Origin of the sequence: Zunongwangia profunda SM-A87 (assembly GCF_000023465.1) — a bacterium.
Taxonomy (GTDB): Bacteria; Bacteroidota; Bacteroidia; order Flavobacteriales; family Flavobacteriaceae; genus Zunongwangia; species Zunongwangia profunda.
In genome coordinates, this window is the sequence record NC_014041.1 from 3,388,790 (window position 1) to 3,412,492 (window position 23,703).

At 36.3% G+C, this 23,703-nt stretch carries 23 protein-coding genes; 11 read left to right on the forward strand and 12 right to left on the reverse strand.

Going from position 1 to position 23,703, the window contains the following annotated elements; all coding sequences use genetic code 11:
- Positions 1-219 precede the first annotated feature (219 nt).
- Both dnaJ and ZPR_RS14805 read right to left on the reverse strand, forming a co-directional pair.
- Complete coding sequence (gene dnaJ / locus ZPR_RS14800; RefSeq protein WP_013072537.1) at positions 220-1,338, reverse strand: molecular chaperone DnaJ; 1,119 nt, start codon at positions 1,336-1,338, stop codon at positions 220-222.
- Positions 1,339-1,369: 31 nt separating this feature from the next.
- Complete coding sequence (locus ZPR_RS14805) at positions 1,370-1,957, reverse strand: nucleotide exchange factor GrpE (protein WP_013072538.1); 588 nt, start codon at positions 1,955-1,957, stop codon at positions 1,370-1,372.
- 168 nt (positions 1,958-2,125) lie between these two features.
- Between ZPR_RS14805 and ZPR_RS14810 the strand changes: the two genes are divergently transcribed.
- The gene (locus ZPR_RS14810) at positions 2,126-2,800 is read left to right on the forward strand and encodes a YceI family protein (protein ID WP_041578966.1); all 675 of its coding nucleotides are present in this window, start codon (positions 2,126-2,128) and stop codon (positions 2,798-2,800) included.
- Between the two features lie 156 nt (positions 2,801-2,956).
- On the opposite strand, the gene ZPR_RS14815 is transcribed toward ZPR_RS14810, so the two are convergent.
- From ZPR_RS14815 to ZPR_RS14825, 3 genes are all read right to left on the reverse strand, one after another.
- Positions 2,957-3,859 carry a TIGR01777 family oxidoreductase gene (locus ZPR_RS14815; protein ID WP_013072540.1) on the reverse strand — a complete coding sequence of 301 codons (903 nt, stop codon included), beginning with the start codon at positions 3,857-3,859 and terminating at the stop codon, positions 2,957-2,959.
- A gap of 72 nt (positions 3,860-3,931) precedes the next feature.
- On the reverse strand, positions 3,932-4,603 hold the full coding sequence (mnmD, locus tag ZPR_RS14820) for a tRNA (5-methylaminomethyl-2-thiouridine)(34)-methyltransferase MnmC2 (protein ID WP_013072541.1): 672 nt from the start codon (positions 4,601-4,603) through the stop codon (positions 3,932-3,934).
- 3 nt (positions 4,604-4,606) lie between these two features.
- Positions 4,607-5,116, reverse strand: a complete 510-nt coding sequence (locus ZPR_RS14825; protein WP_013072542.1) for a DUF4920 domain-containing protein — start codon at positions 5,114-5,116, stop codon at positions 4,607-4,609.
- A gap of 106 nt (positions 5,117-5,222) precedes the next feature.
- Here ZPR_RS14825 and ZPR_RS14830 point away from each other — a divergent pair, with 106 nt between their 5' ends.
- Together ZPR_RS14830 and ZPR_RS14835 are read left to right on the forward strand one after the other, a co-directional pair.
- On the forward strand, positions 5,223-6,290 hold the full coding sequence (locus ZPR_RS14830) for a branched-chain amino acid aminotransferase (RefSeq protein WP_013072543.1): 1,068 nt from the start codon (positions 5,223-5,225) through the stop codon (positions 6,288-6,290).
- A gap of 203 nt (positions 6,291-6,493) precedes the next feature.
- Entirely contained in the window at positions 6,494-8,362 is a 1,869-nt protein-coding gene (locus ZPR_RS14835) for a BamA/TamA family outer membrane protein (RefSeq protein ID WP_013072544.1), read from the forward strand.
- Between the two features lies 1 nt (position 8,363).
- Here ZPR_RS14835 and ZPR_RS14840 read toward each other — a convergent pair whose 3' ends face one another.
- The gene (locus tag ZPR_RS14840; RefSeq protein WP_013072545.1) at positions 8,364-8,750 is read right to left on the reverse strand and encodes a pyrophosphohydrolase domain-containing protein; all 387 of its coding nucleotides are present in this window, start codon (positions 8,748-8,750) and stop codon (positions 8,364-8,366) included.
- Positions 8,751-9,033: 283 nt separating this feature from the next.
- On the opposite strand from ZPR_RS14840, the gene ZPR_RS14850 reads away from it, so the two are divergent.
- From ZPR_RS14850 to ZPR_RS14870, 5 genes are all read left to right on the forward strand, one after another.
- Positions 9,034-10,068, forward strand: coding sequence for an SRPBCC family protein (locus ZPR_RS14850; protein WP_013072547.1), 1,035 nt, complete (start codon positions 9,034-9,036; stop codon positions 10,066-10,068).
- Between the two features lie 6 nt (positions 10,069-10,074).
- Positions 10,075-10,449, forward strand: coding sequence for a fluoride efflux transporter CrcB (crcB, locus tag ZPR_RS14855; protein WP_013072548.1), 375 nt, complete (start codon positions 10,075-10,077; stop codon positions 10,447-10,449).
- A 172-nt stretch (positions 10,450-10,621) separates the two neighbouring features.
- The gene (locus ZPR_RS14860) at positions 10,622-10,960 is read left to right on the forward strand and encodes a P-II family nitrogen regulator (protein ID WP_013072549.1); all 339 of its coding nucleotides are present in this window, start codon (positions 10,622-10,624) and stop codon (positions 10,958-10,960) included.
- A gap of 29 nt (positions 10,961-10,989) precedes the next feature.
- Positions 10,990-12,204, forward strand: coding sequence for an ammonium transporter (locus ZPR_RS14865; RefSeq protein WP_013072550.1), 1,215 nt, complete (start codon positions 10,990-10,992; stop codon positions 12,202-12,204).
- 157 nt (positions 12,205-12,361) lie between these two features.
- Positions 12,362-13,447, forward strand: a complete 1,086-nt coding sequence (locus ZPR_RS14870) for an outer membrane beta-barrel protein (protein WP_013072551.1) — start codon at positions 12,362-12,364, stop codon at positions 13,445-13,447.
- Between the two features lie 87 nt (positions 13,448-13,534).
- Here ZPR_RS14870 and ZPR_RS14875 read toward each other — a convergent pair whose 3' ends face one another.
- The 3 genes from ZPR_RS14875 to ZPR_RS14885 all read right to left on the reverse strand — a co-directional run bounded on the left by ZPR_RS14875 (position 13,535) and on the right by ZPR_RS14885 (position 16,167).
- Entirely contained in the window at positions 13,535-14,155 is a 621-nt protein-coding gene (locus tag ZPR_RS14875) for a DUF1684 domain-containing protein (protein WP_013072552.1), read from the reverse strand.
- Positions 14,156-14,291: 136 nt separating this feature from the next.
- A complete protein-coding gene (locus ZPR_RS14880; RefSeq protein WP_041578968.1) occupies positions 14,292-15,755 on the reverse strand; it encodes a hypothetical protein in 1,464 nt (487 codons plus the stop codon).
- A 214-nt stretch (positions 15,756-15,969) separates the two neighbouring features.
- Positions 15,970-16,167, reverse strand: a complete 198-nt coding sequence (locus tag ZPR_RS14885; RefSeq protein ID WP_041578969.1) for a DUF1328 domain-containing protein — start codon at positions 16,165-16,167, stop codon at positions 15,970-15,972.
- A gap of 205 nt (positions 16,168-16,372) precedes the next feature.
- Here ZPR_RS14885 and ZPR_RS14890 point away from each other — a divergent pair, with 205 nt between their 5' ends.
- On the forward strand, positions 16,373-17,266 hold the full coding sequence (locus ZPR_RS14890; RefSeq protein WP_041578970.1) for a class I SAM-dependent methyltransferase: 894 nt from the start codon (positions 16,373-16,375) through the stop codon (positions 17,264-17,266).
- Here ZPR_RS14890 and ZPR_RS14895 read toward each other — a convergent pair.
- Positions 17,250-17,708: an Lrp/AsnC family transcriptional regulator gene (locus ZPR_RS14895; protein WP_013072554.1), complete on the reverse strand. Its 459-nt coding sequence runs from the start codon at positions 17,706-17,708 to the stop codon at positions 17,250-17,252. The two genes, ZPR_RS14890 and ZPR_RS14895, sit on opposite strands and share 17 nt — an antisense overlap.
- A 118-nt stretch (positions 17,709-17,826) precedes the next feature.
- On the opposite strand from ZPR_RS14895, the gene ZPR_RS14900 reads away from it, so the two are divergent.
- A complete protein-coding gene (locus ZPR_RS14900; protein WP_013072555.1) occupies positions 17,827-18,213 on the forward strand; it encodes a hypothetical protein in 387 nt (128 codons plus the stop codon).
- Here the strand turns inward: ZPR_RS14900 and ZPR_RS14905 are convergent.
- Together ZPR_RS14905 and ZPR_RS14910 are read right to left on the reverse strand one after the other, a co-directional pair.
- Positions 18,210-18,839 (reverse strand): MarC family protein, encoded by a 630-nt coding sequence (locus tag ZPR_RS14905; RefSeq protein ID WP_013072556.1) that lies wholly within the window; start codon positions 18,837-18,839, stop codon positions 18,210-18,212. The genes ZPR_RS14900 and ZPR_RS14905 overlap by 4 nt on opposite strands.
- Before the next feature lie 174 nt (positions 18,840-19,013).
- Positions 19,014-22,460 carry a methylmalonyl-CoA mutase family protein gene (locus ZPR_RS14910; protein ID WP_013072557.1) on the reverse strand — a complete coding sequence of 1,149 codons (3,447 nt, stop codon included), beginning with the start codon at positions 22,458-22,460 and terminating at the stop codon, positions 19,014-19,016.
- Positions 22,461-22,809: 349 nt separating this feature from the next.
- Here ZPR_RS14910 and purU point away from each other — a divergent pair, with 349 nt between their 5' ends.
- Positions 22,810-23,661, forward strand: a complete 852-nt coding sequence (purU, locus tag ZPR_RS14915) for a formyltetrahydrofolate deformylase (protein WP_013072558.1) — start codon at positions 22,810-22,812, stop codon at positions 23,659-23,661.
- Positions 23,662-23,703 lie beyond the last annotated feature (42 nt).

The following is a 23,703-nucleotide window of genomic DNA, read 5'->3' on the forward strand; positions in this document are numbered from 1 at the left end:
TTCATTTTTTATTTTTTATTTTTTGAAAATTACTAAAGAACGTACCTGATTACAAGCTGTTTAAAACAGGTTTAGAAAAGGTTTAACGGCGATGTTAAAAAACAAAACCCACCCTTAATTTAATTAAGGATGGGAAAAAAATTGCTATGAAAAAGAAAAATTATCACTAAAAGTCTTAGTGAGAATCAAATATATAAATTTTTTCTTAAAATAAAAGTTCTAAGAAAACATATCTTTAACTTTTTCAAAAAATGATTTATCGCTTTTTTCGGGATTCGGCTGAAAGTTCTCGTCATTCGCCATTTTCTCGAAAAACTCTTTTTGATCTTTAGTTAAGGTTTTTGGGGTCCACACATTTACATGAACCAGCAAATCACCTTTACCATACCCGTTTAAACTATTTACACCTTTACCACGAAGCCTTAAAATTTTTCCAGATTGCACACCTGGTTCAATTTTAATTCTCACCTTTCCGTTTACGGTTTGGATTTCTTTAGATGCGCCAAGAGCTGCTTCAGAAATACTTATATAAAGATCATAATGCAGGTTATCACCTTCTCTTTGTAAACTCTCATGAGCTTTCTCTTCGATAGCTACTAAAAGATCTCCAGGAATTCCATTTCCAGGAGCTTCATTCCCTTTACCAGAGACTTTTAGTTGCATTCCATCTTCTACCCCGGCAGGAATTTTAATAGAAACCATTTCTTCCTGAACTTTCAATCCCTGTGCATCTGCATCTGCCGGTTTTTGATCGATCATTTGCCCACTACCACCACAGGTAGTACAGGGGGAAGCAGTTTGCATTCTACCTAAAATCGTATTGGTCACGCGGGTTACTTGTCCGGTACCATTACAGGTAGAACAGGTTTTATAAGTAGTTCCAGGCGCCTGAACTTTACGCTTTACTTTAATTTTTTTCTCTACTCCATTAGCTATTTCTTCTAACGTAAGCGCTACCCGAATTCTTAAATTACTTCCCTTTGCGCGACGTTGACCGCCACCGCCAAAGCCACCAAAACCTGAGAATCCGCCGCCAAAGCCGCCGCCAAAGATATCGCCAAACTGGCTGAATATGTCATCCATATTCATACCACCTCCGCCGCCAAAGCCACCGCCTTCAAAGGCCTGATGTCCAAATCGGTCGTATTTAGCTCTTTTTTCTTCGTTTCCTAATACCTCGTAAGCCTCAGCTGCTTTCTTAAATTTATTTTCGGCCTCATTGTCACCCGGATTTTTATCTGGGTGATATTTGATCGCCATCTTGCGATAGGCTTTCTTGATTTCAGCTGCCGAAGCACCTTTGCTTATTCCTAATATGTCGTAATAATCCTCTTTCATGGTCTAAGTTTACTTTTAAAAGTTGTACTCCCTACTTACCGGTAACAACTTTTGGATAACGAATAATACGCTCTCCTAATCTATATCCTCGCTCCACAACATCTACAATCTTCCCTTTAAGATCGTCATTAGGAGCAGGAATTTGCGTTATGGCTTCATGAATATCGGCATCAAAAGTGTCTCCACTTTCAACTTCGACAGGTTCCAAGCCTTTATTTTTTAGTGTTTCTCTGAACTTGTTATGAATAAGCTCTACCCCTTTTAAAAGATTTTTGTCTTCAGTCTTATTGATCTCAACTAAAGCCCTGTCAAAATCATCTAAAACTGGCAACATAGCAAGCATTACTTCCTGATTGGCAGTTTTAAAAAGTTCTAAACGTTCTTTGGAGGTTCGCTTTTTATAATTTTCAAATTCAGCAAAAAGACGTAAAAACTTGTCTTTTTCTTTTTGAAGATCTTCTTTTAACTTATCTGTTTCAGAAGTATCTTCATCTGCTACCTCTTTATTTTCAGACTTTTCTGCTTGTTCTTTTTCTACCTCATCGATTGCTTTATCGATATTTTCCTCTACCTGATCCTTTATTGTGTCCTGATCTTTATCGTTAGCTTTCTTTGTCATTTTTTTCTATCAGTTTTTTGATGCTTAACAATAGTCAAATTTATTGCCAAGCGCTTAGTTGTGTCAAAATGTCACCGATAATTTTTAATAATTTTTTAATACAAAAAAATTTAATTCATATTACTTTTGCGCTTCAACCAAATTGCAAAAAAACTAAATTTCAACAAAATGAAAAAAAACATTTTAAAAGGATTTATGGCCTTAAGCCTTATCGTAGGTTTAGGAAGTTGTAAAAACAATAACAATCATGATAGCGAAGCTGAAGATGCTAAAGAAGTAGCAGAAGCAACAGCTGAATCAATGGAATATGTTGTAGATACTACAGCTTCTTCTATTAGCTGGATAGGTAAGAAACCTGCAGGACAGCACACCGGTACTATTAAAGTTGAAGAAGGAACTTTTAAGGCTAACGACAGTATTATCGAAAGTGGAAACTTTACGATAGATATGATGTCTATAGAAGTTACAGATCTTGAAGGTGACGACAAGAAAAATCTTGAAGCACATTTAATGGGTACTGTAGAAGGTAAAGAAGGTGATTTCTTTAATGTAAATGAATTTCCTGAAGCTACTTTTGAAGTAACAGGAATTTCTGAAACAGATGGTAAAACCATGATGGAAGGAAACCTTACGATTAAAGATGAAACCAAAAATATTTCTTTTCCGGTGTCAATCAACAAAACTGACGATGGTTATGAAATTTCCAGTGAAGAGTTTACTATAGATCGTACTAACTGGAATGTGAACTACGGATCTAAATCTGTATTTGACAGTTTAGGTGATAATTTTATCTACGACGATATTACTTTAAAATTAGATATTAAAGCTGATAAAAAAGCTTAATTTAATTTTTATATAAGACTTAAAGCCGGCAATTTGCCGGCTTTTCTATTTTTTAAAAGTGAACACAAATTCCAATCCAACCCATAAGGTATCATTAGAAAAGTGTTCTTTATTCAAAGCTTCTTTTTTTTTGATTGTCGTTATAAGAAGTTTTTCTTATAACAAATCTTCTAGTGCCGGTTGCAAATGCACATATTCAAAGTGGTATCCCTGTCCTTCAATTTTCTTACTACTTACCAGTTGACTAGATAGTAAAAGCGTGGACATCTCTCCAAATGCAGCTTTAAGCACAAACTTTGGTACATTTGGCAACCATAAAGGTTTATCAAGTTGTTTTGCTACTTCCTGGGTCATTTCTTTATTAGTCACCGGATTTGGTGCTACACCATTAAAAGTACCCGCAAGTTGATTTTCTAAAACATACAGGAAAATCTGGGTCAGATCTTTAATATGAATCCAGGACTGCCACTGCTTTCCGCTACCTAAAGGTGCTCCAATATTAAAATTAACCGGTTCTTTTAGCTTTTCCAGCATTCCGCCATTTTCAGCCATCACCAGTCCGATTCTTATTTTTGAAACTTTAAGTCCTAAATCTTTAAAATTGTTTACTGCACTTTCCCATTGTACCACTACCTTGCTAACAAATGAATCATCTATCTTTTCTTCTTCTTCAAAATAAAGCTTTTGTAAAGAACTTGGATATACCCCAATGGCACTGGCTGAAACAATGTGTTTAATTTGGTGATCGTTTTTTGATAAGGTATCAAAAAGCAGGTTGGTACTTTCTACCCTGCTATTTAAAATTTTACGCTTATTTTCAGTCGTCCATCGCTGCGCGATACTGGCACCCACCAGATTAATTATCGCATCCACGTTTTCGATCGCTCGTTTATCGATCTCTCCACCTTGCGGATCCCATAAAAATCCGCGATAATGATCTTTATGCTGAATTTTATCTTTACTAGTTGTAAGATAATTTACATCTATGCCTTTCTCATGGCATAATGCTGAAATTTTTGAACCAATAAGCCCTGTAGCTCCAGTGATTAATACCCGCATTTTTTTCTTTTGAAGATAGTGCTATACTGCAAACTAAGAAATTACTTTAGCGAGCTTTAACAGCCGTATCACCTATTTTTTAACGGCTCTTAACATTTCCCGTTTCCCCGGCGGTCCAGGTAATCTTTCTACCGTGAACCCTACCGCTTGCATTGCTCTTCTAACGCTTCCTTTCGCTGCGTAGGTTACCAAAACTCCGTTTAATTTTAACGAATTATACATTTTTAGAAAAATTGGCTCAGTCCACAATTCAGGCTGGACCCTTGCGCCAAATGCATCAAAATATATTAAATCAAAAATAGCACGCTCATCGATTTCCTGAAATGTTTTTTCCTGTTTCTTTAAATTAAAATGAGCAGTTATAGGCAGCATTTTTTCCCATTCGGCATGGTGCATTTTATTAAACACCTCTGCCGCAGTTTTAAAGTCCGGTAATACAGATGCATAATCCAAAATTGCTAATTCTTCAGGTTTTACAGGATACGCCTCAACACCGGTATAATTAATTGTTATTGCGTCCCCGTAAAAAGCGGTAAGTAATGCATTTAAACCGGTTCCAAAGCCAATTTCTAAAATCGAAAGTTCATTCTTATTAAATTCGGCTACCGTGAAATCCAAGCCAGTTCTTATAAAAACATGCATCGCTTCCTGCAAAGCACCATGCTTGGAATGGTACTGTTCATTCCATTCTGGAATATGAATAGTAGACGAACCGTCTCCGGTTTTAATGATTTTTCGTTCCAAATATTACTGTTTTAAAAGTACTCCATTAGCTAAAAATGCCAATTCTTGCTTAGGTTCTGTAATGGCAGCAATCTCTTGTGCAGATTTACCGGCGTCTTCGGCAAAATGCTGTTGATCCTTTACAGATACTTCTTTAAGAAATGCTTTTCCTTCAACCACCACTTGCTTCCCCTCGATATCTTTAGGTACAAAAAAGCCGTAATCTTTAAATTTTACGCTAACATCTTCATCACCTGGGATTTCTAGATTCATCCAGCAGCCTTTCATTTTACAAACCGAGTTTACCGTAGTGGTAAAACTGGTAGTAATAGTGTCCCCAGGTTTTAACTGGGCATATTGATTGGCCATTGTATTTGCATCTATCGCAGCTTCTGCATCAACGTTGTCACCAAACCTTGCGTAGGCCAACTCTTCATTACTGGTTGAAGTCTTTACAGTTTCTTGCTTTTCTTCTGAATTTTTACACCCTATCAGTGCACAGCACAGTACAATTGAAAATATAATTTTTTTCATATTAAATCCTTATTGGTTTTTGCCTGAATATCACCAAAAATACCAAAAGTTTAGATTTTAATTTTACTTTTATTTAGGTAAATTTGAAGTTCTTAAATAATATAAAATGGAAAACATCGCGACGAAAGTAAAAATCACCAAAGCATCTTCTTCTAAATTATCCAGTGTAGATTTTAGTAATCTTACCTTTGGTAAAGTCTTTACCGACCATATGATGGTTTGTGATTATAAGGATGGTTCCTGGCAAACTCCTGAGATTGTTCCTTACGGACCTTTACAAATGTACCCATCTGCAAAAGTATTTCACTATGGGCAGGCAGTTTTTGAAGGAATGAAAGCGTATAAAGACGATGAGGATAAAGTATGGCTTTTTAGACCAGAGCAAAATTTTGAACGTATTAATAAGTCCAGTAAACGTCTTGCTATCCCTGAATTTCCTAAAGGTCATTTTTTTAATGGACTGGAAGAACTACTAAAATTAGACAAGGAATGGATCCAAAAAGGTTTTGGAAACTCCATGTATCTTCGTCCTTTTGTCATCGCTACTGAACCCGGTGTATCTGCTTCTACATCTAGTGAATATAAATTTATGATCTTGTGTTCTCCTGCACAATCCTATTATAGCGGTGAAGTTCGCGTAAAAGTTTCTGAGGATTATAGCCGTGCTGCAGATGGAGGGGTTGGTTTTGCAAAAGCTGCCGGGAATTATGGGGCTCAATTCTTCCCTACAGATATTGCAAACAGTGAAGGTTATCAACAAATTATTTGGACAGACGCGAACACACACGAATATCTAGAGGAAGCGGGTACCATGAACCTTTTCTTTAGAATTGGTGATAAATTGGTTACCGCTCCAATTAGTGATAGAATTCTTGACGGTGTTACCAGAAAAAGTATCATCGATCTTGCCAAAGATGCCAATATCGATGTTGAAATTAGAAGAATAAAAGTTGCTGAACTTATTGAAGCGGCGAATGCGGGCGAACTAAAAGAAATTTTTGGATCGGGTACAGCAACTGTTGTGACACCTATTTTAGGTTTTGGTTATAAAGGCGAAAAATACGAATTACCAAAAATTGAAGATTCGTATGCCAAATCTTTTAAGGATCAGTTATTAAAAATTCAATATAATCAGGCAGAGGACAAGTTCGGCTGGAGATACGAGGTAAAATAAAAACACTGCCAAAAGCAAATGAGTTTTTAAACAATTGCGAACCAGGCTCCGGGTTATAAATCCATTTGGCACCAAAAAACTATAAAAATGCGCTGATTCTCAGCGCATTTTTTGTGTTTACAAGTCTTATTTCTTTAACATAGGCTAAATATTTCCATTCAAAAAAAATACATAAGTTTGGCCTTTGTAAAATAGATTTAGAGTTGAGATACTGTATTCTTATATTATTCTTCTTCTGCCTAAAAGTATCTGCTCAAAATGATAGTCTGCAGCGATTTCCGGTTCGTGATTCTATTCAAATAGCCAAAGATCGTAATTTCTACAGACAACTTCAGGAGAAAACGAAGAACAGTAAATTTACCAGGATGCTTTACGATTTAATGTTTGATCCTGTAAACCCTGCAGATGCTAAAACAGCTACCAAAAAAATAGAAAACCAACTACAGCGTGATTTTTCAAAATACCAGGGAAAAACCATACGTAAAATTTATATTACCTCGCTGGATCCTTTTGGATACAGCGAAAAGGACACGGCTGTAAAGCCTACTCAAAAAATCCAGAAAATAGGGAATGTTTTACATGCACGCACCAAAGAGTTTACCATTAGAGGGTTATTATTAATCAAGGAAAACTCCCAAATGGATTCTTTGGAAGTTTTAGAATCTGAGCGTGTTTTAAGAGCACAAAATTATATAAGGAGAACCCTAATACGCCCCACCAATGTTACGGGCGATCCAAACATGGTAGATTTATATGTATATGTGTTGGACAGCTGGAGCATATCAGCAGATGGCAGTGTTTCCAGCCGCAAAGGTGAATTAAGATTACGGGAATACAATAGTTTTGGTTTGGGACATCGCACTACTCTAGCCTACAAGCAGGGCTATCAGAACGAAATAGGAACAGGATATACCTTAGGATATCGAGCTCAGAATTTATTCAATACCTACATCAATGCTGAAGTTTTAAGGGATTTAGATGTTGATGGGACATATGAAAATTTTGCTAGTATAGATCGGGAATTTTATTCTCCCTATGCGCGTTGGGCGGGAGAAATAAGCATCAGGCAAAGCTTTTATGATGAACATATTTATCTTGGAGATCTGGATACATTACTTTTAGAACCTTTAAAATATAGGGATTTTAATGTATGGGGCGGTTACGCCATTCCTGTTGCCAATAAAGATTCTGAAGAAAAATTACCAACCAACCTAATATTAGCGGGAAGGTACACCAAAAGGGATTATTTAGACAGGCCGGGAGAGAATATAGATTCTGTTGCGTATTTCTCGAATAACAATGTTCTTTTAGGTTCTGTGGGGATTAGAGATATTAACTATACGCGAGATCGGTATATTTTTAGAAATGGAGATATTGAAGATATTTCGCTTGGCCACAGCTATTTTATAAATTCTGGAATTCAGCGAAATGCGGGCAATCAGAATTACTTTTATTTAGGGATCGATTTAACCTATTCAGATTACATTAAAAACTTTGGTTATCTAGCAACCAATCTTGGCTACGGAAGTTACTTTTTTAAAAATACAGCACGACAATCACTTTTTAGATTCGGAACCACCTATTTCTCTCCTATTTTCAGGGTCGGTAACTGGTTTTTCAGGCAATTCGCAAAGTCTAACGTCGTAGTTGGTATTAACCGAAAAGATTTTATCAGAGACCGGATCTCCATAAATGATGAAGATGGGATTTATGGCTTTGATACCCATCAGGTTTTTGGAACGCGCAAGTTTGTTTTTAATTTTCAGACACAATCCTACGTGCCTTTTAGTTGGCTGGGTTTTAGGATGAGCCCGTTTATAAATTTTGACCTTGGGTTCATCGGTGAAGCCCCAAAACCTTTTTTCAGTAATGACCTTTATACCAAATTTGGCATGGGACTTATAATTAGCAACGATTATTTTGTATTTGATAATATTCGCTTATCCTTCGCCATTTTTCCTAACATGCCGGGCAGGGGTCGTAATATCCTGGATTTTAACATAAATACCGACAATCAATTTACCTTAGAAAATTATCGTTATGAACCTCCTCATATTTTGGAATATCGATAGATTATTTATCAAGAATTTCCTTTATATTCGGTTTAAAATAATTAGGTCCTTTTAATACTTTCCCATCTTCTCTGTAAATTGGTTTCCCATCAGCCCCCAGTTTACTCATATTACTACGCTGAATTTCATCAAAAACCTCCTCTATTTTATGTTGCATACCATGCTCGATAATGGTGCCGCACAAAATATAAAGCATATCTCCAAGGGCATCAGCAACTTCAACAAGGTCGCCATTCTGTGCTGCTTCAAGATATTCTTCATTTTCTTCTTTCATTAATTCAAACCTCAGCTTGTTTTTAGCCGCTCCCAAACTTGCTATAGGTTGCTCACTTACCCCCAATCCAAAGGCACTATGAAATTGCGTAACCGCATCAATTCTTTTTTTCATTACTTTATTAGCTTATTCGTTTAAATTTGCATAAAAATAGATAAAATGTTTAGCACAGGACAGTGGATATTTGCAGGATTTTTTCTTATCACTTTTATCATTGTAATGATTTTTATGTACAGAAAAGATTTAAACCTTCATCGTAAGTATTATAAGAACAGTATTTTTGTATTAATAGGATTTATTGCATTCATACTTCTGTTATTTGTAATTAAGCTATATTTAAAATAAATGCTTCGCCGCTATTTTACTATCTTAGCAATAACTGTGATTTTATAAGCCCATGAAGATTTTTAAGTATTTACTTTTTTTAATTCTTATCGTACTTATTGGAGGTTCTATTTATATAGCAACCAAAGATGGAGATTACAAATTTGAAGAGACTCAGGTTTTTAACGCTCCTCAGGAAATTATCTTTAACGAAGTAAATAATCTTAAAAACTGGGAATACTGGGATCCCTGGAATCAGGAATCAGACCATCTGATTATAAGTTACGGAGATACCATACAGGGAGAAGGGGCTGTGCTTTCCTGGGAAAGTGATGAATTAAGCGATGGAAAAGTAGAAACTTTAGAAGCCAAGCCTTTTAAAGAGATTATCCAAAAAATCACCTTAGCACAAACCTTTACCAATACTAGCGGTAAAATCTACTGGAATTTTGAACCCCTGGAAAACAATCAAACCAAAGTAACCTGGGGTATGGAAGGTAAGCAAAGCTTTAAGGAAAAACTATCCTTTCTTCTAGCCAAAGAATCCTTAACCCAGATTATGCGACCTAAATTAGAAAAAGGACTTACTAAAATGCAGCAAATAATTACTAACAAGATGAATCAGTACAGCATTAGTGTGGATGGTGTTGTAAATCATGGAGGAGGTTATTATATGTATACTACCACTGCAAGTAAAATCAGTCAGGTAAATGAAAAAATGCGACCTATGGTTACTGAAGTAGCGAATTTCATGCAATCTCAGAACATTGAAAAAATAGGGAATCCTTTTGTTCTTTATAATGAATGGAATCAATCCAATGGTACCGCTATTTTCTCGGCAGGTTATTTTACACCTAGCGAAGTAATCACCCCAATGGATGCCAATGTTCTAAATGGTAACATGCCAAATCAAAAAGTGTTGAAAACCGTTTTAAAAGGTAAATATGACAATCTGGAAGAAGCCTGGAATAAGGCTTATGATTATATTGATAAAAACGGACTTGAAGTTGCGGAAGAATCAAAACCTTTTGAAGTTTATCTAACTAATCCTGATACAACCCCAAATCCTGCAGATTGGGTGACTCATATTTATATTCCGGTAAATTAAAGCTGAATGTTTAAAAGTGCTATTTTAGTATTTCTTGGGGGAGGTTTAGGCAGCGTATGCCGCTATTTGATTAGTAAAGCTTTAAATAGCAGAGGAACAAACTTACCCTGGGGCACTTTTACCGTTAACATTTTAGGCAGTTTTATTATTGGTCTATTATTGGGAATAGCCATAAAAAACAACAATCTTAATAATACGACCAACCTTATTCTTGCCACTGGTTTTTGTGGCGGGTTTACCACCTTCTCTACTTTTTCCTTTGAAAATCAAGCCCTTTTAAAATCGGGCGACTACTACAATTTTGCAATTTATGCCATAGGAAGTTTAATTTTTGGAATTGCGGCAGCAGCTATTGGTCTTTATTTTTCAAAATTGGTGTAATAGCATTTAGAAAGTTTCTACCTACAACTTCAATTTTTACTTTTTTATTGTACACCCCGTAACAAGACGGGGGTAATTTTCTGATATTCACATTTCTTTAAGCTTAACCCCTATTTTTTTAACTTCATTTAAGAATTTTTAATACTTTTAAATCACTAAACCTGAAATTCTTATGAAGAAAATTGAAGCTATTATCAGAAAGTCAAAATTTGACGAAGTAAAAAAAGCCTTACACAGCACTGAGGTTGTCTTTTTTACGTACTGGGATGTTACAGGGGTCGGAAACGAAAAACAAGGTCATGTATATCGCGGGGTATCTTATAGTACCACCGATATACAAAGACGAAAATTATCTATTGTCGTTTCAGACGAATTCCTGGACAACACTGTAAATGCCATTTTAGAATCTGCCTATACAGGTTCTGTTGGTGATGGTAAAATATTCGTTTCCACAATCGACGAAGCTTACCGTATACGTACTAAAGAAAAAGGGACCGATTCCCTTAAATAATTAACTAACATAGAAATAACTAAATTATTATGGAAATAGATGCTGTATTAGATTTAATGTGGATTGTAATTTGTGGGATACTGGTATTCTTCATGCAAGCAGGATTCACACTGGTTGAAGCCGGTTTTACCCGCGCAAAAAACACATCGAATATTATCATGAAAAACCTCATGGACCTTGCCGTAGGTTCTATAGCTTTCTGGGCTATTGGGTATACTATTATGTATGGAGATTCTATTGGTAGTTTTATAGGAACCCCCAGTTTATTTTATGATGTTCGTGGGGATATGCATAATTTATTCTTTCAAACAGTATTTTGTGCTACCGCGGCAACTATCGTATCTGGTGCTGTGGCGGAAAGAACAAAATTTTCTACCTATCTTATCTTCTCTCTATTAATGACAACCGTTATTTATCCTATATCGGGTCACTGGGTATGGCAGGGAGATGGTTGGTTAACTGCACTAGGATTTATCGATTTTGCCGGTTCTACAGTTGTTCATTCTGTAGGTGGATGGGCTGCATTAGTGGCTGCGGCCTTAGTAGGCCCCCGTATAGGAAAATATACCGATGGGAAATCTAATGCAATTCCTGGTCATAACATGCTTTATGGTGCACTTGGTGTATTTATCCTTTGGTTAGGATGGTTTGGTTTTAATCCCGGATCAGAACTGGCTATCTCTGGAGATAGTGCAAATAATGTGGCTGGAATTGTAATCACTACCAACCTTGCCGCCGCTGCCGGAGCTGTAGTTGCTTTATTTCTTACCTGGATTAGATACGGAAAAGCCGATATTTCTATGACACTTAACGGTGCACTTGCCGGTCTTGTAGGTATTACAGCGGGATGTGCCGCCGTAGACCCAATGGGGGCATTTATAATCGGAATTATTTCTGGTATCGTTGTTGTTTTCTCTATAGAATTTATTGACAAAGTACTTAAAATCGACGATCCTGTTGGTGCCATATCTGTACACGGTGTTGTAGGTGCCTTAGGGACTTTACTTGTAGGAGTTTTTGCTACTGATGGCGGACTACTATATGGCGGTGGATTTGGACAGCTTGGCGTACAGGCTATTGGTGTGGTTTCTATTGGCGCATGGGCAATGATCACAACTTTTATCCTGCTTTCTATTCTTAAAGCAGTAATGGGATTAAGAGTTACCGAAAAAGAAGAATTAGAAGGATTAGACCTTCACGAACATGGTATCGATTCTTATCCAGAATTTGGAAGAGATAAATAATAACTCTCCCACACATTAAAATATAACAAGCACACACGTTTACTATTACAGTCTGAAAAATAAAGAAGGAGCACTTGGCGGAGTGCTCCTCTACTATGAATTTTTCTTACTGCTTACTATTAATTCATTTTTGTCGAACAAACTAAATCATGTAAACATGTTAAAATTCACTTTTGCAAATATCCGACTTTTTCTAGTATTTTCTTTGATAGCCTTATTAAATATAGACCTTCAGGCACAAGAAGAAAGTAAAAGTCCTTTTATTATTTCCGGTACTGTAGATGCTTACTTTAGAACTAACTTTAACGGTATAAACAAAACGGTATATGACGACAATGGCGATCCTCTGGAGCCAGCCGCTGCACCAGTAACTTCTTTTGCTAACGACCCTGGATTTGCCATTGGTATGGCCAATGTTATATTGGGCTACGAAGGGGATAAAGTTGGCTTTGTCGCCGATCTTGTAGTTGGACCTCGTGGTGAAGATGCCGTATTTTTATCTACCGGTTCTCCAGCTATTGTAAACCAGTTATATGTTTACTATAATCTTAGTGATAAAGTACGCTTAACATTTGGTAACTTTAATACCTTTCTTGGCTATGAGGTTATTTCACCTGCCGCCAACTTTAACTACTCCACTTCTTATATGTTTTCTTATGGGCCATTTTCTCATACAGGTTTAAAAGCAGATTTTACCATAGATGAAAACTGGAGTGCCATGTTAGCGGTAATGAATCCAACTGATTATACGGAATTCAATCCTATTGGTAAATATACCTTTGGTGGACAGTTAGGCTATGCTAATGATGCTGGTAGTGCTTATTTAAATCTAATTTATGGCGAGCAGTCTTTATCTGATGATGCGTTATTTCAAGTTGATTTAACTACGGGATGGAACCTAAGTGACGCGTTCTATTTAGGATTTAACGGAACCTACCAAACTACAGACGGGGAGGGATTTGCAGGAGCCGCTATCTATCCGCAGTTAAGTACTTCAGATAGTTTTGCTATTGGATTAAGAGCTGAATATTTTAATGAATTAGCTGATGGTGGACCAGCTTATGGAGCCGATACTAATACCACAGCTATTACATTAACCGGGAGCTATACCTACGGAAACCTAATTATCAAACCTGAATTACGATTGGATAGCGTAGATGGCGCTAAACCTTTTATGGATTCTGATCTTATGATGCAGGATAACTTATCATCATTTTTAGTTGCAGCGATTTATTCATTCTAATCAATCAACAAATCGACAACTAACTAACCAAATTTTTATGCATAATAAACCTATCTCCTTTTAGTCTCAATTTTTATTATGCACCTGTCAATGCTTAATGTAAGCCTTTACTCCTGCTGTAATAGCCATATCCAGGTTATTTTCAGCAGGGGGCACAGGACAGGAATACCCGCCACTATACGCACAATAAGGATTATAAGCTTTATTAAAATCTAAACTAATTTTTTTCACCCCTTCTTCGGGAATCCTTAAATCAATATATCTTCCACCTGAGTAGGAACCTTCGCCATTAGTAAGATCAGTAAATGGCAAAAACAAATAATCAAAATACTCTGGATTCTCTTTTAAAGACTGACTTTGATACACCGCTAATTTCATCTTTTTACCTTTTAAGGTAAAGTACAGATCGGCATATTTCACATACACGGGTTGACGATCGGAAGAGGTTTGCATTCTAAAACTAGCTTCATACGGAGTTCTCAAAAATTGAGCATCTACAATAAAAGAAGTATCGATCTCGTAAAAATCGTGTTGCGTGAACGACAATCGTTCATCTTCAGATAATGGTGATTCTTCCGGGTCTTTATATTCTTCGTTAAGATCGTGCTGAAATTTTATTATACTTTCAAGTTGACTTTCATTGGACTGCTGTGCAAAATTCAGAAATGAAATTAATAAAAATACACAGCTAAAAATGGTAATTTTCATCAATTATTTTTTGGTTTTTATAGTATACAATCTTGCAATAGGATATATCTTTTTCTAGCAAAATTCACAATTTGAGCTTATACTGCGGAAAAATCAAGAACCTAGGCGTACCCGCAAGGTATGAATCGGAAAAGCATTAATTACTTCTGGTTGCTTCATTTTTTCCGGTATCTTTTTCTGAATCGAATATGATATATTTTGCTTCGCCGCCATATTCCTCAATTAATAAATTAAATTCAGTACTCATCTGTAAATCCAAGATGCCCTCTATTGTATATAACCTATCAAAATCTTTATAACCGGTTTTTAAAAGATCCTCTAAATATAGCATGGCCGTCCCAGCATCACCATCGTGACCAGCGAGTTGAATAATACTTAAATATCCTTCTGGGTTTTGTTTGTCTACGATCGTTTTAAGGATGGAAATAAAAATCTTTGTATCAATAAAACTTTCTGAAACTATCACATTATTATAAGTCGCGCTAACCAAATCATTTAAATAATTTTCAAGTCGGTAGGCCATATTTCTTTCTATCGTATTTTTTTGCTGCTGTCCTGCCTTTAAATTCTCCATCTGTTCTGCCCACCAACCAATATTATCAAAATTGTTAGTTAAAATATCCATTTCCAGAAAATGAGCATAGTCTTCTTTTTGAAAAGCTTCTTCCTCTTTTACATCAAACCATTTTCTTCGTTGTTGTTTAAAAGTCCTGTCTTTTCGAATACGCTTTTTCAAATTTTTTAATTGATCGTCAAAACGATTAAAATCATCAAATTTCTCTTCTGCTTTTTTCAGCTGTAGAAAGGCTGTATAATAGGCCCCATTACTTATTAAATTGTCGATGGCTTTAATTTCATTCTTAAATATAGTATTGATAATGGTGTCATTTTTTTCTCTTCCGTCATTCTTCATCGCCTCCAGCGTAAATTTCGCCACAGCATTATTAATGGTATAAGTATCCGGCCAGGACTCTGGCCCACCTTCAAAATAATTAACTTCAGTAGGAAAGTCTTCTCCTTCTAAAAATTCTGCCACTTCCAGTAATCCAAATCTGGAGAAATCCCTGGTGCCCGATATTGCTGAAAAAACATAAGGTTTTTTTCTGTTTTCGATAAACTTTCCATTAATCCAGGTTTTGTTCATGGCTAGAACACCACTAATATTCTCGTTAATTAACGGCAAAGCAGAAGCGATTTCTGCCCCTTTATTAATACCGGCGATATACAATAAGTTAGGATCTACTTTAATGGTACGATAAAATCCGTTCATAAATTTTACGGTCTGTAGTATATCTTCCTGAATAGAATCGTTTTCCATCTTTTGATTGCTTGCTGCTATCACATAATACTGATCTTCTGCCGTTTGTCTAAACAACTGCACTGCTTCCCTTCCCTTTCCATCTTGAGCTAAAAGGAAAATAACGGGAGCCGGCTTTTCCACATTATAAGATTTGGGAAGATAAACCGCATAAGTAGCATTTGTAGAATCATTAATTCTTACATTATCGGTTACATTTCCTTTTTGGAGTCTTATCTCTTGCGCACATACTACTGCTGAGAGTAGTAAAGCTAAAAAACAGGTTAATGTTTGTTTATACATAGGTGTTGGATTATCAAATTAATTACCAAAAAACAAGCCTTCAGGCATTTATGAGAAAATTAATGTTCTTGAGACATCCCACTTCAAATAGTTATCGAGATGGCTCTGGAATATTTAATCTCCATTATCTAGTAAATATAACTTGTTTTTAAATTGAAAGCATAAAAAAAGCTTTCACTACTGTGAAAGCTTAAACCCTTTGCAAGTGCAAATTCTATTCCTTTTTTATTCTTTGTAATCTTAATTTTTTATCTGGGAAAAATAATTTGGCCATCAATGAAATTACAAAAAGGTCTGCTGCGACTAAACAAACTACGCGTATAACTTCAATACCGGTAAATCGCAATCCCGTGAATCCAACAAGACCGGTTATTACTGCCAAGATTAAAAACAACACTGTATACTTTTTCATAATCCTTTTTATTTTTTCTCAAAGATACAGTCTAATCACTGAAAATTTTATTAAAGAAATTCCAATTTACCTAAATTTAACTAATCTAAGACAATAATTTAATAACTGTTAATTTACAGGGTATCAACAATTTATTTTTCAGAAAAACTTTACACTTGGTAGAACCTGAAGACTAAAGTATATTTGTTCCACTAAACTATTCGCATTGCACAAAGGACATTCACACAATTATTTTGGATCGTATCGTGACTTTTGGTGGAACAAAAGTTTTCTTGATCTTACCGCCCAAAGGCTAGAATTACATCAATTTTCGAACATGTTGGATGTTGGCTGTGGGCAGGGACACTGGACAAAAACCCTTGCACCATATTTAGCCGAAAAAGCGAGTATAACGGCTATCGATAACGATAGTAATTGGTTTGAAAAAAATAGCGCACTCAAAGACTACTTTAAATTATCGAATATTGGGTTTAATTTAAAGAAAGGTGATGCTGAAGACCTACCTTTTGAAGATGAAGCTTTCGATTTTGTAACCTGCCAAACGGTTTTAATTCATCTTAAAAATCCTAAAAAGGCCCTTAAAGAAATGACCCGTGTGCTCAAACCAAACGGACTTTTACTTTGCGTAGAGCCTAATAATATCATTCAAACGCTTACTAAGAATTCTATTACTCAAAACGATAGTATTGAAGAAACTTTAGATCATATAAAATATCGCCTAATTATCGAAAAAGGGAAAAAGAAACTTGGTGAGGGCGATAATTCTCTGGGTGATTTATTACCCGGCTGGTTTGCATCTGAAGCGCTTAAGGATATTCAGGTTAGATTATCAGACAAAGCGATTGCCATGTATCCTCCTTATGATAATAAAGAGCAAATCGCTACTCTAAAACAATGGATGCAGGGAAGCGCCTGGAAATCTGAAACCCGTAAAGACATTGACTATTTTAATGCAGCCGGCGAAGAATATATGCCGTTTTATTTCGAATACCAGGAAAAATACGACACGCGATCAGATCATATTATGGGTGCCGTACAACGTGAGCAGTATCATGCTGCAGGTGGTTCCCTAATGTACCTTGTTAGTGGGACGAAGTAATTTTACTATTTCTTACCGGTGCATGTTCGATGACATTCGATAAAATAATATGGGTTTTAGTTTCGCCATACGTAATCAATTTATCGATAAAAACTTCCAAATGCCCCTGATCCTGAAAAATTACTTCCATGATAATATTTTCGTTTCCGGTAATTCTGTAACAATTTATTACCTCCTTGAATTCTGTAACCTTTTCCAGAAAAGGTTTTAATCGCCCCATAAAAGCACGTAAGGTAATAATCGCTTTTAAATGGTGTCCTGTTTTTTGGTATGAAACTTCGGTTTTATAGCCTTTTATAATCCCAGCATCCTCCATTTTTTTTACACGCTCTGCCACTGCCGGGGAACTTAATCCTACTTTTCTTCCTATTTCTGAAAAAGAAAGCCTGGCATTATCCTGAAGAGACTCCAGTATCGCCCAATTCAATTTATCTATATTCATATTTAAGGTAAACAAACCAAATATATTTAAAAATTAAAACAAAATAACGTTTTCACCTTAAATATTAAATACAATCTCAGCGATTTCTAGGTAATTTTATAAAAGAAATTCCCCCGTTATGAATGCTTACCAATTGCCAGTTTACAAGAAAGCCTTAGAAATCTTTAAAATTTCGAGTGCTGTATCTTCTTATTTTTCTGACAATAGACATGTTATTGAAATGGAACTTTCTTCAGTGCCCGCCCATAATTATGCAGGCCGCCTGGTAACCGAATCGTTGCAACTCGCTCCCGGGATTGCCGGTGTGATGACAGCCCGAACAAAAGAATTACAATTAAAACGTATCGAGAAAATACGAAAAGCGGCAAAAAGAATTAAATCCAATTGCCGCAATATAGAAATTACCGGTATTAAAGAAACCGAATTTTTAGATTTACTTCGAAGAGAAATTCTTCATTTTGAGCATTTAATTTCAGATTGGATTCACCAAAATCAGAAAAACTAGGATAGCGTTTCTCCACTAAAAAATGCTAATTTTATTCCCTGTATAAGCATATTGGTACCAATAATCGCAATGATTAATCCCATAATCTTTTCAATTACTACAATTTTGTTTTGCCCAATAAACCTAACCAGATAGTCGCTGGAAATAAATGCCAGGTGATTTAACCACATAATCAAACCGAACATTACTAAAATAACCAACAAATCTATATAACCGGCATTGGTGGTATAGTTCATGGCAGTTACAATAGAACCGGGACCGGCAAGAATTGGTATAGCCAATGGCGATGTAGAAATCCCCTCATTAAAGTTAATTTCGCTCTGGTTATCAATACTGGCTTCCTGTGCTCTAATCATTTCGAAACCAACAAAAAATATAAGAATCCCACCCGTGATTTTAAAGGCAGGAATCGTTAACCCAAAAAGGCTAAAAATATATTTACCTAAAATCACGAAGCCAGAAACAATGATAAAAGCGGTAAAAGTTGCTTTCTTAGAAATATTCTTTCGGGTTTTACGATCAGCCTGCTTTGTTAGACTAATAAAAACCGGGATATTTCCAATAGGACTATTTATTGCAAAAAAACCGGTAAACACCGCAATTGCAAATAACCAAACATTTTCCATGACTACCAGATTCTTTAAAAATTATACTGCAAAACTCATTTTAAAAAGCCGGCAAAATTAGAGTGGAATTATCGATTTACAAACAAAAAAACCATCTTTTTTCACAATAAAAAAAAGATGGTTTAAAATGTTGATTTTTGGTATTTTAAGATAGAATCCTAGCAAATATTTATCTTACATATTTCTTCGGTATTGCCCACCAACATCAAACATCGCATTGGTGATTTGGCCAAGACTACAAACCTTAGTTGCTTCCATTAAAACTTCAAAAATGTTCTCATTTTGTACAGCAGCCTTTTTGATGGCTTCTAAAGCTTCCTCTGCTTTCGTTTCTTTAGCCTTATGCAGGGTTTCTAAGGTTTTGATCTGGTTTTGTTTTTCCTCTTCAGTTGCTCTAATCACCTCTCCAGGAGTTACCGTTGGCGATCCTGTAGAACTAAGGAACGTATTTACACCTATGATTGGGTAATCACCATTATGCTTCAAGGTTTCGTAATACAAACTTTCTTCCTGTATTTGTCCGCGTTGATACATGGTTTCCATTGCACCCAAGACACCACCTCTCTCAGTGATACGATCAAACTCGGCATACACCGCTTCCTCTACCAGATCGGTCAATTCTTCAATAATAAAAGAACCCTGAATAGGATTTTCATTTTTTGCTAATCCTAATTCTTTATTGATAATAAGCTGAATTGCCATGGCGCGTCGCACCGAAGCTTCGGTCGGTGTTGTGATCGCCTCGTCGTACGCATTGGTGTGCAAAGAGTTACAGTTATCATAAATGGCATATAATGCCTGAAGCGTTGTCCTTATATCATTAAAATCGATTTCCTGCGCATGTAAAGAACGGCCTGAAGTCTGGATATGATATTTTAGCATTTGTGCTCTTGGATTCGCTTCATATTTATGTTTTAAAGCTTTAGACCAAATTTTTCTTGCTACACGGCCAATCACCGCATATTCGGGATCTACGCCGTTACTGAAGAAAAACGATAAATTAGGTCCAAATTTATTAATATCCATTCCACGGCTTAAATAGTATTCTACATACGTAAAACCATTCGCCAGCGTAAAAGCCAGCTGCGTAATTGGATTGGCTCCGGCTTCAGCAATATGATAGCCTGAAATAGAAACCGAATAAAAATTTCTTACTTTCTCTTTAATAAAATACTCCTGCACATCGCCCATTAAGCGCAGTGCATATTCCGTAGAGAAAATACAGGTATTTTGTGCCTGGTCTTCTTTTAAAATATCGGCCTGAACCGTACCTCGAACCGATGCAAGGGTATTGATTTTTATTTCCTGATATGTTTCCCGTGGAAGAACCTGGTCTCCGGTTAGTCCTAATAACATCAAACCTAAACCGTCATTCCCTTCAGGAAGCTCTCCTTTATAAGAGGGACGTTTAATGCCGTTATCATCATAAAGGGCTTTTAGCTTAGCTTCAACTTGAGCTTCTAAACCATTTTCTTTGATATACTTTTCACATTGCTGGTCGATAGCAGCATTCATAAAGAATCCAAGTAACATTGGTGCGGGACCGTTAATCGTCATACTTACAGACGTATACGGATGCGCCAAATCAAAGCCCGAATATAATTTCTTAGCATCATCCAGACAGCAAATAGAAACCCCGGCATTCCCTATTTTCCCATAAATATCGGGACGATGATCGGGATCATTTCCATAAAGGGTAACCGAATCGAAAGCGGTAGACAAACGCTTTGCCGGCAAACCTAAACTTACATAATGAAATCTTCTATTGGTTCGCTCGGGTCCACCTTCGCCGGCAAACATTCTAGTAGGATCTTCTCCCTGGCGTTTAAATGGATATAATCCTGAAGTATAGGGAAATTCTCCCGGTACGTTTTCCTGTAGACTCCATTTTAAAATATCACCCCATGCCGAGTATTTTGGTAAAGCGATCTTTGGAATTTGCGTATGTGACAGGGACTCGGTATGTGTTTCAATTTTAATTTCTTTATCCCTAACCTTAAACGAATAAATAGGTTCGGTATATTTATTTACCTTCTCCTGCCATCCCAGAATAATTTCCCAGTTATAAGGATCAAGATCCATTTTTACACGATTAAATTCTTTAAATAGAAGACCTAAAAATTCATGATTTTCGGTTTGAGTATCGTCTAGCAATTCTTCCTGTACTAGTCCGTTTTTATCAAGATGCGCACTATATTTTTCTTCAGAAATATTCGCAACACTCAATATGGTTTTATAAATACCGAAAAGTTTTTGTGCAATATCCGACTGCTTTATTGCCGTTTCGTTATAAGCGCGATTATTCTCAGCAATTTCAGAAAGATAACGGGTACGCTTAGGAGGGATCACAAAAATCTTCTCGCTCATTTCCCGGGTTACTTCAAAAGTAGATTCTAATTTTGAAGCTGTTTTTTCATCAATCTTATCCATGATCTTACGATACAGCGTATTCATACCGGGATCATTAAACTGGGAGGCGATCGTCCCAAATACCGGAAGTTTTTCGGCATCTTCATGCCACAACTGGTGATTTCTCTGATATTGTTTTTTTACATCACGTAAGGCATCCTGGGCACCACGTTTATCGAATTTATTGATCGCAACCAAATCGGCAAAATCCAACATATCGATTTTTTCCAACTGAGTCGCGGCACCAAATTCTGGCGTCATCACATATAAAGAGACATCAGAATGATCTATAATTTCAGTATCTGATTGTCCAATTCCAGAAGTTTCCAGAATAATAAGGTCGTATTCCGCTTTTTTCAGGACCTCAACAGCTTCCTGTACATATTTAGATAAAGCAAGATTACTTTGCCGTGTTGCTAGCGAGCGCATATACACGCGTGGGTGATTTATTGCATTCATACGAATACGATCCCCAAGTAAAGCGCCACCGGTTTTCTTTTTAGAAGGATCTACAGAAACAATTCCAATATGTTTTTCAGGAAAATCACTTAAAAACCTACGAACCAATTCATCGACCAGACTGGATTTCCCCGCACCACCAGTTCCTGTAATTCCCAATACCGGAATATTTTTCTCGGTTTCGGCAACCGCTTCAAAATGTGTTTTAAATTCATCATGTTTGTTTTCAGCAAGCGATATTAACCGGGAGATGGTATTTGTGTTTTTAGATTTTAAGTTGGAAGCAACATCGGTATCCTTAGGTAAGGACGGTACTTCCTCATCTACAGTTTTTACCAGGTCATTGATCATTCCCTGTAATCCCAGTTCCCGACCATCATCAGGCGCATAAATTCTGGTAATTCCATATTCGTGAAGATCTCTAATTTCTTCGGGAAGGATTACTCCACCGCCACCGCCAAAAATCTTGATTTGACCGGCATTTTTTTCCTGTAATAAATCGTACATGTATTTAAAATACTCGGTATGCCCGCCCTGATAACTAGTCATCGCAATGGCATGAGCATCTTCCTGTATCGCACAGTTTACCACTTCTTCAACACTACGATCATGGCCAAGGTGAATTACTTCTACCCCGGTAGCCTGGATAATACGACGCATAATATTGATAGCAGCATCATGCCCATCAAAAAGTGAAGCTGCAGTAACAATTCTTATTTTATGTTTAGGTAAATACGGAGTCTGTTGTTCCATTTTCAATAAAGAGTGAAATTATAAGTCGCAATTTACGAAAATTGTAAATAATTTTTGATTATTATGAAAAAAGCATAAATCTTACTTCACATTGGTTCAGTTAAAGCGATTAAGCTAATTTTACTGATATTCGATGCTTTGAGTACATTTTAAAAAACTGATAAATAACCTATCCAATAGCGATTTTACAAAGCATTTAGAAAAGTATATTACCTCAGAGCTGAGGCAGCGATTAAAAATTATTTTTATTCCGAGGTTAGCCTTGGAGCATTTCATCTGGGTTATCGAGTAAAACCTATTAAGCCCAGGTTGGTTTAGCAAACAAAAAAACTGAAACGATCTCATTATCATGCCTAAAGTTACCCTACTTATAAATTGTAAAGACAAGAGCGGAATTATCGCTACCGTAACAAATTTCTTCCATAATAGAAAAGGAAATATTATTTACATCGATCAATATGTAGATACCGAGAAAGGGATCTTTTTTATGCGTTTGGAGAATGAGTTTTCAACTGAATATGATATTGCTGATCTACGAGTGGAATTTGATGAAGAGATCGCCGAAACCTACAATATGAACTGGAAGCTATTTGCAGAAGAACGCATCTTAAAAATGGCTGTTTTTGTCTCTAAATACGATCATTGTTTATACGATATTTTAGGGAGATTTAAAGCCGGAGAACTAAATGTTGAAATTCCGTTTATTTTAAGCAACCACAAGGATCTTGCCTCCATAGCCCGGGCGTTCGACATCCCTTTTTACCATGTACCGGTTACTAAAGATAACAAAGCTGAAGCCGAAGCAAAGCAACTGGAGCTGCTAAAGAAATTTGAAGTCGATTTTATTGTACTCGCCCGTTATATGCAGATTGTTTCAGATCAATTAATCAGTGAATTCCCCAACAATATTATTAATATCCATCATTCTTTTTTACCTGCTTTCGCCGGAGCAAAGCCATATCATTCGGCTTATAAACGCGGAGTAAAAATTATTGGGGCCACCTGCCATTATGTTACGGCTGAACTTGATGCGGGTCCAATAATAGAGCAAGATATTACCCGGATTTCGCATTCACACTCCATAAAAGATTTAATCTTAAAAGGAAGGGATTTGGAAAAAATCGTTTTTTCACGGGGCATCAAGCTGCATATTCAACGAAAAACGATGGTCTTCAATAATAAGACCATCATTTTCACATAAAAAAAGCGCTCAAATTGAGCGCTTTTTATTCAATACATTTAA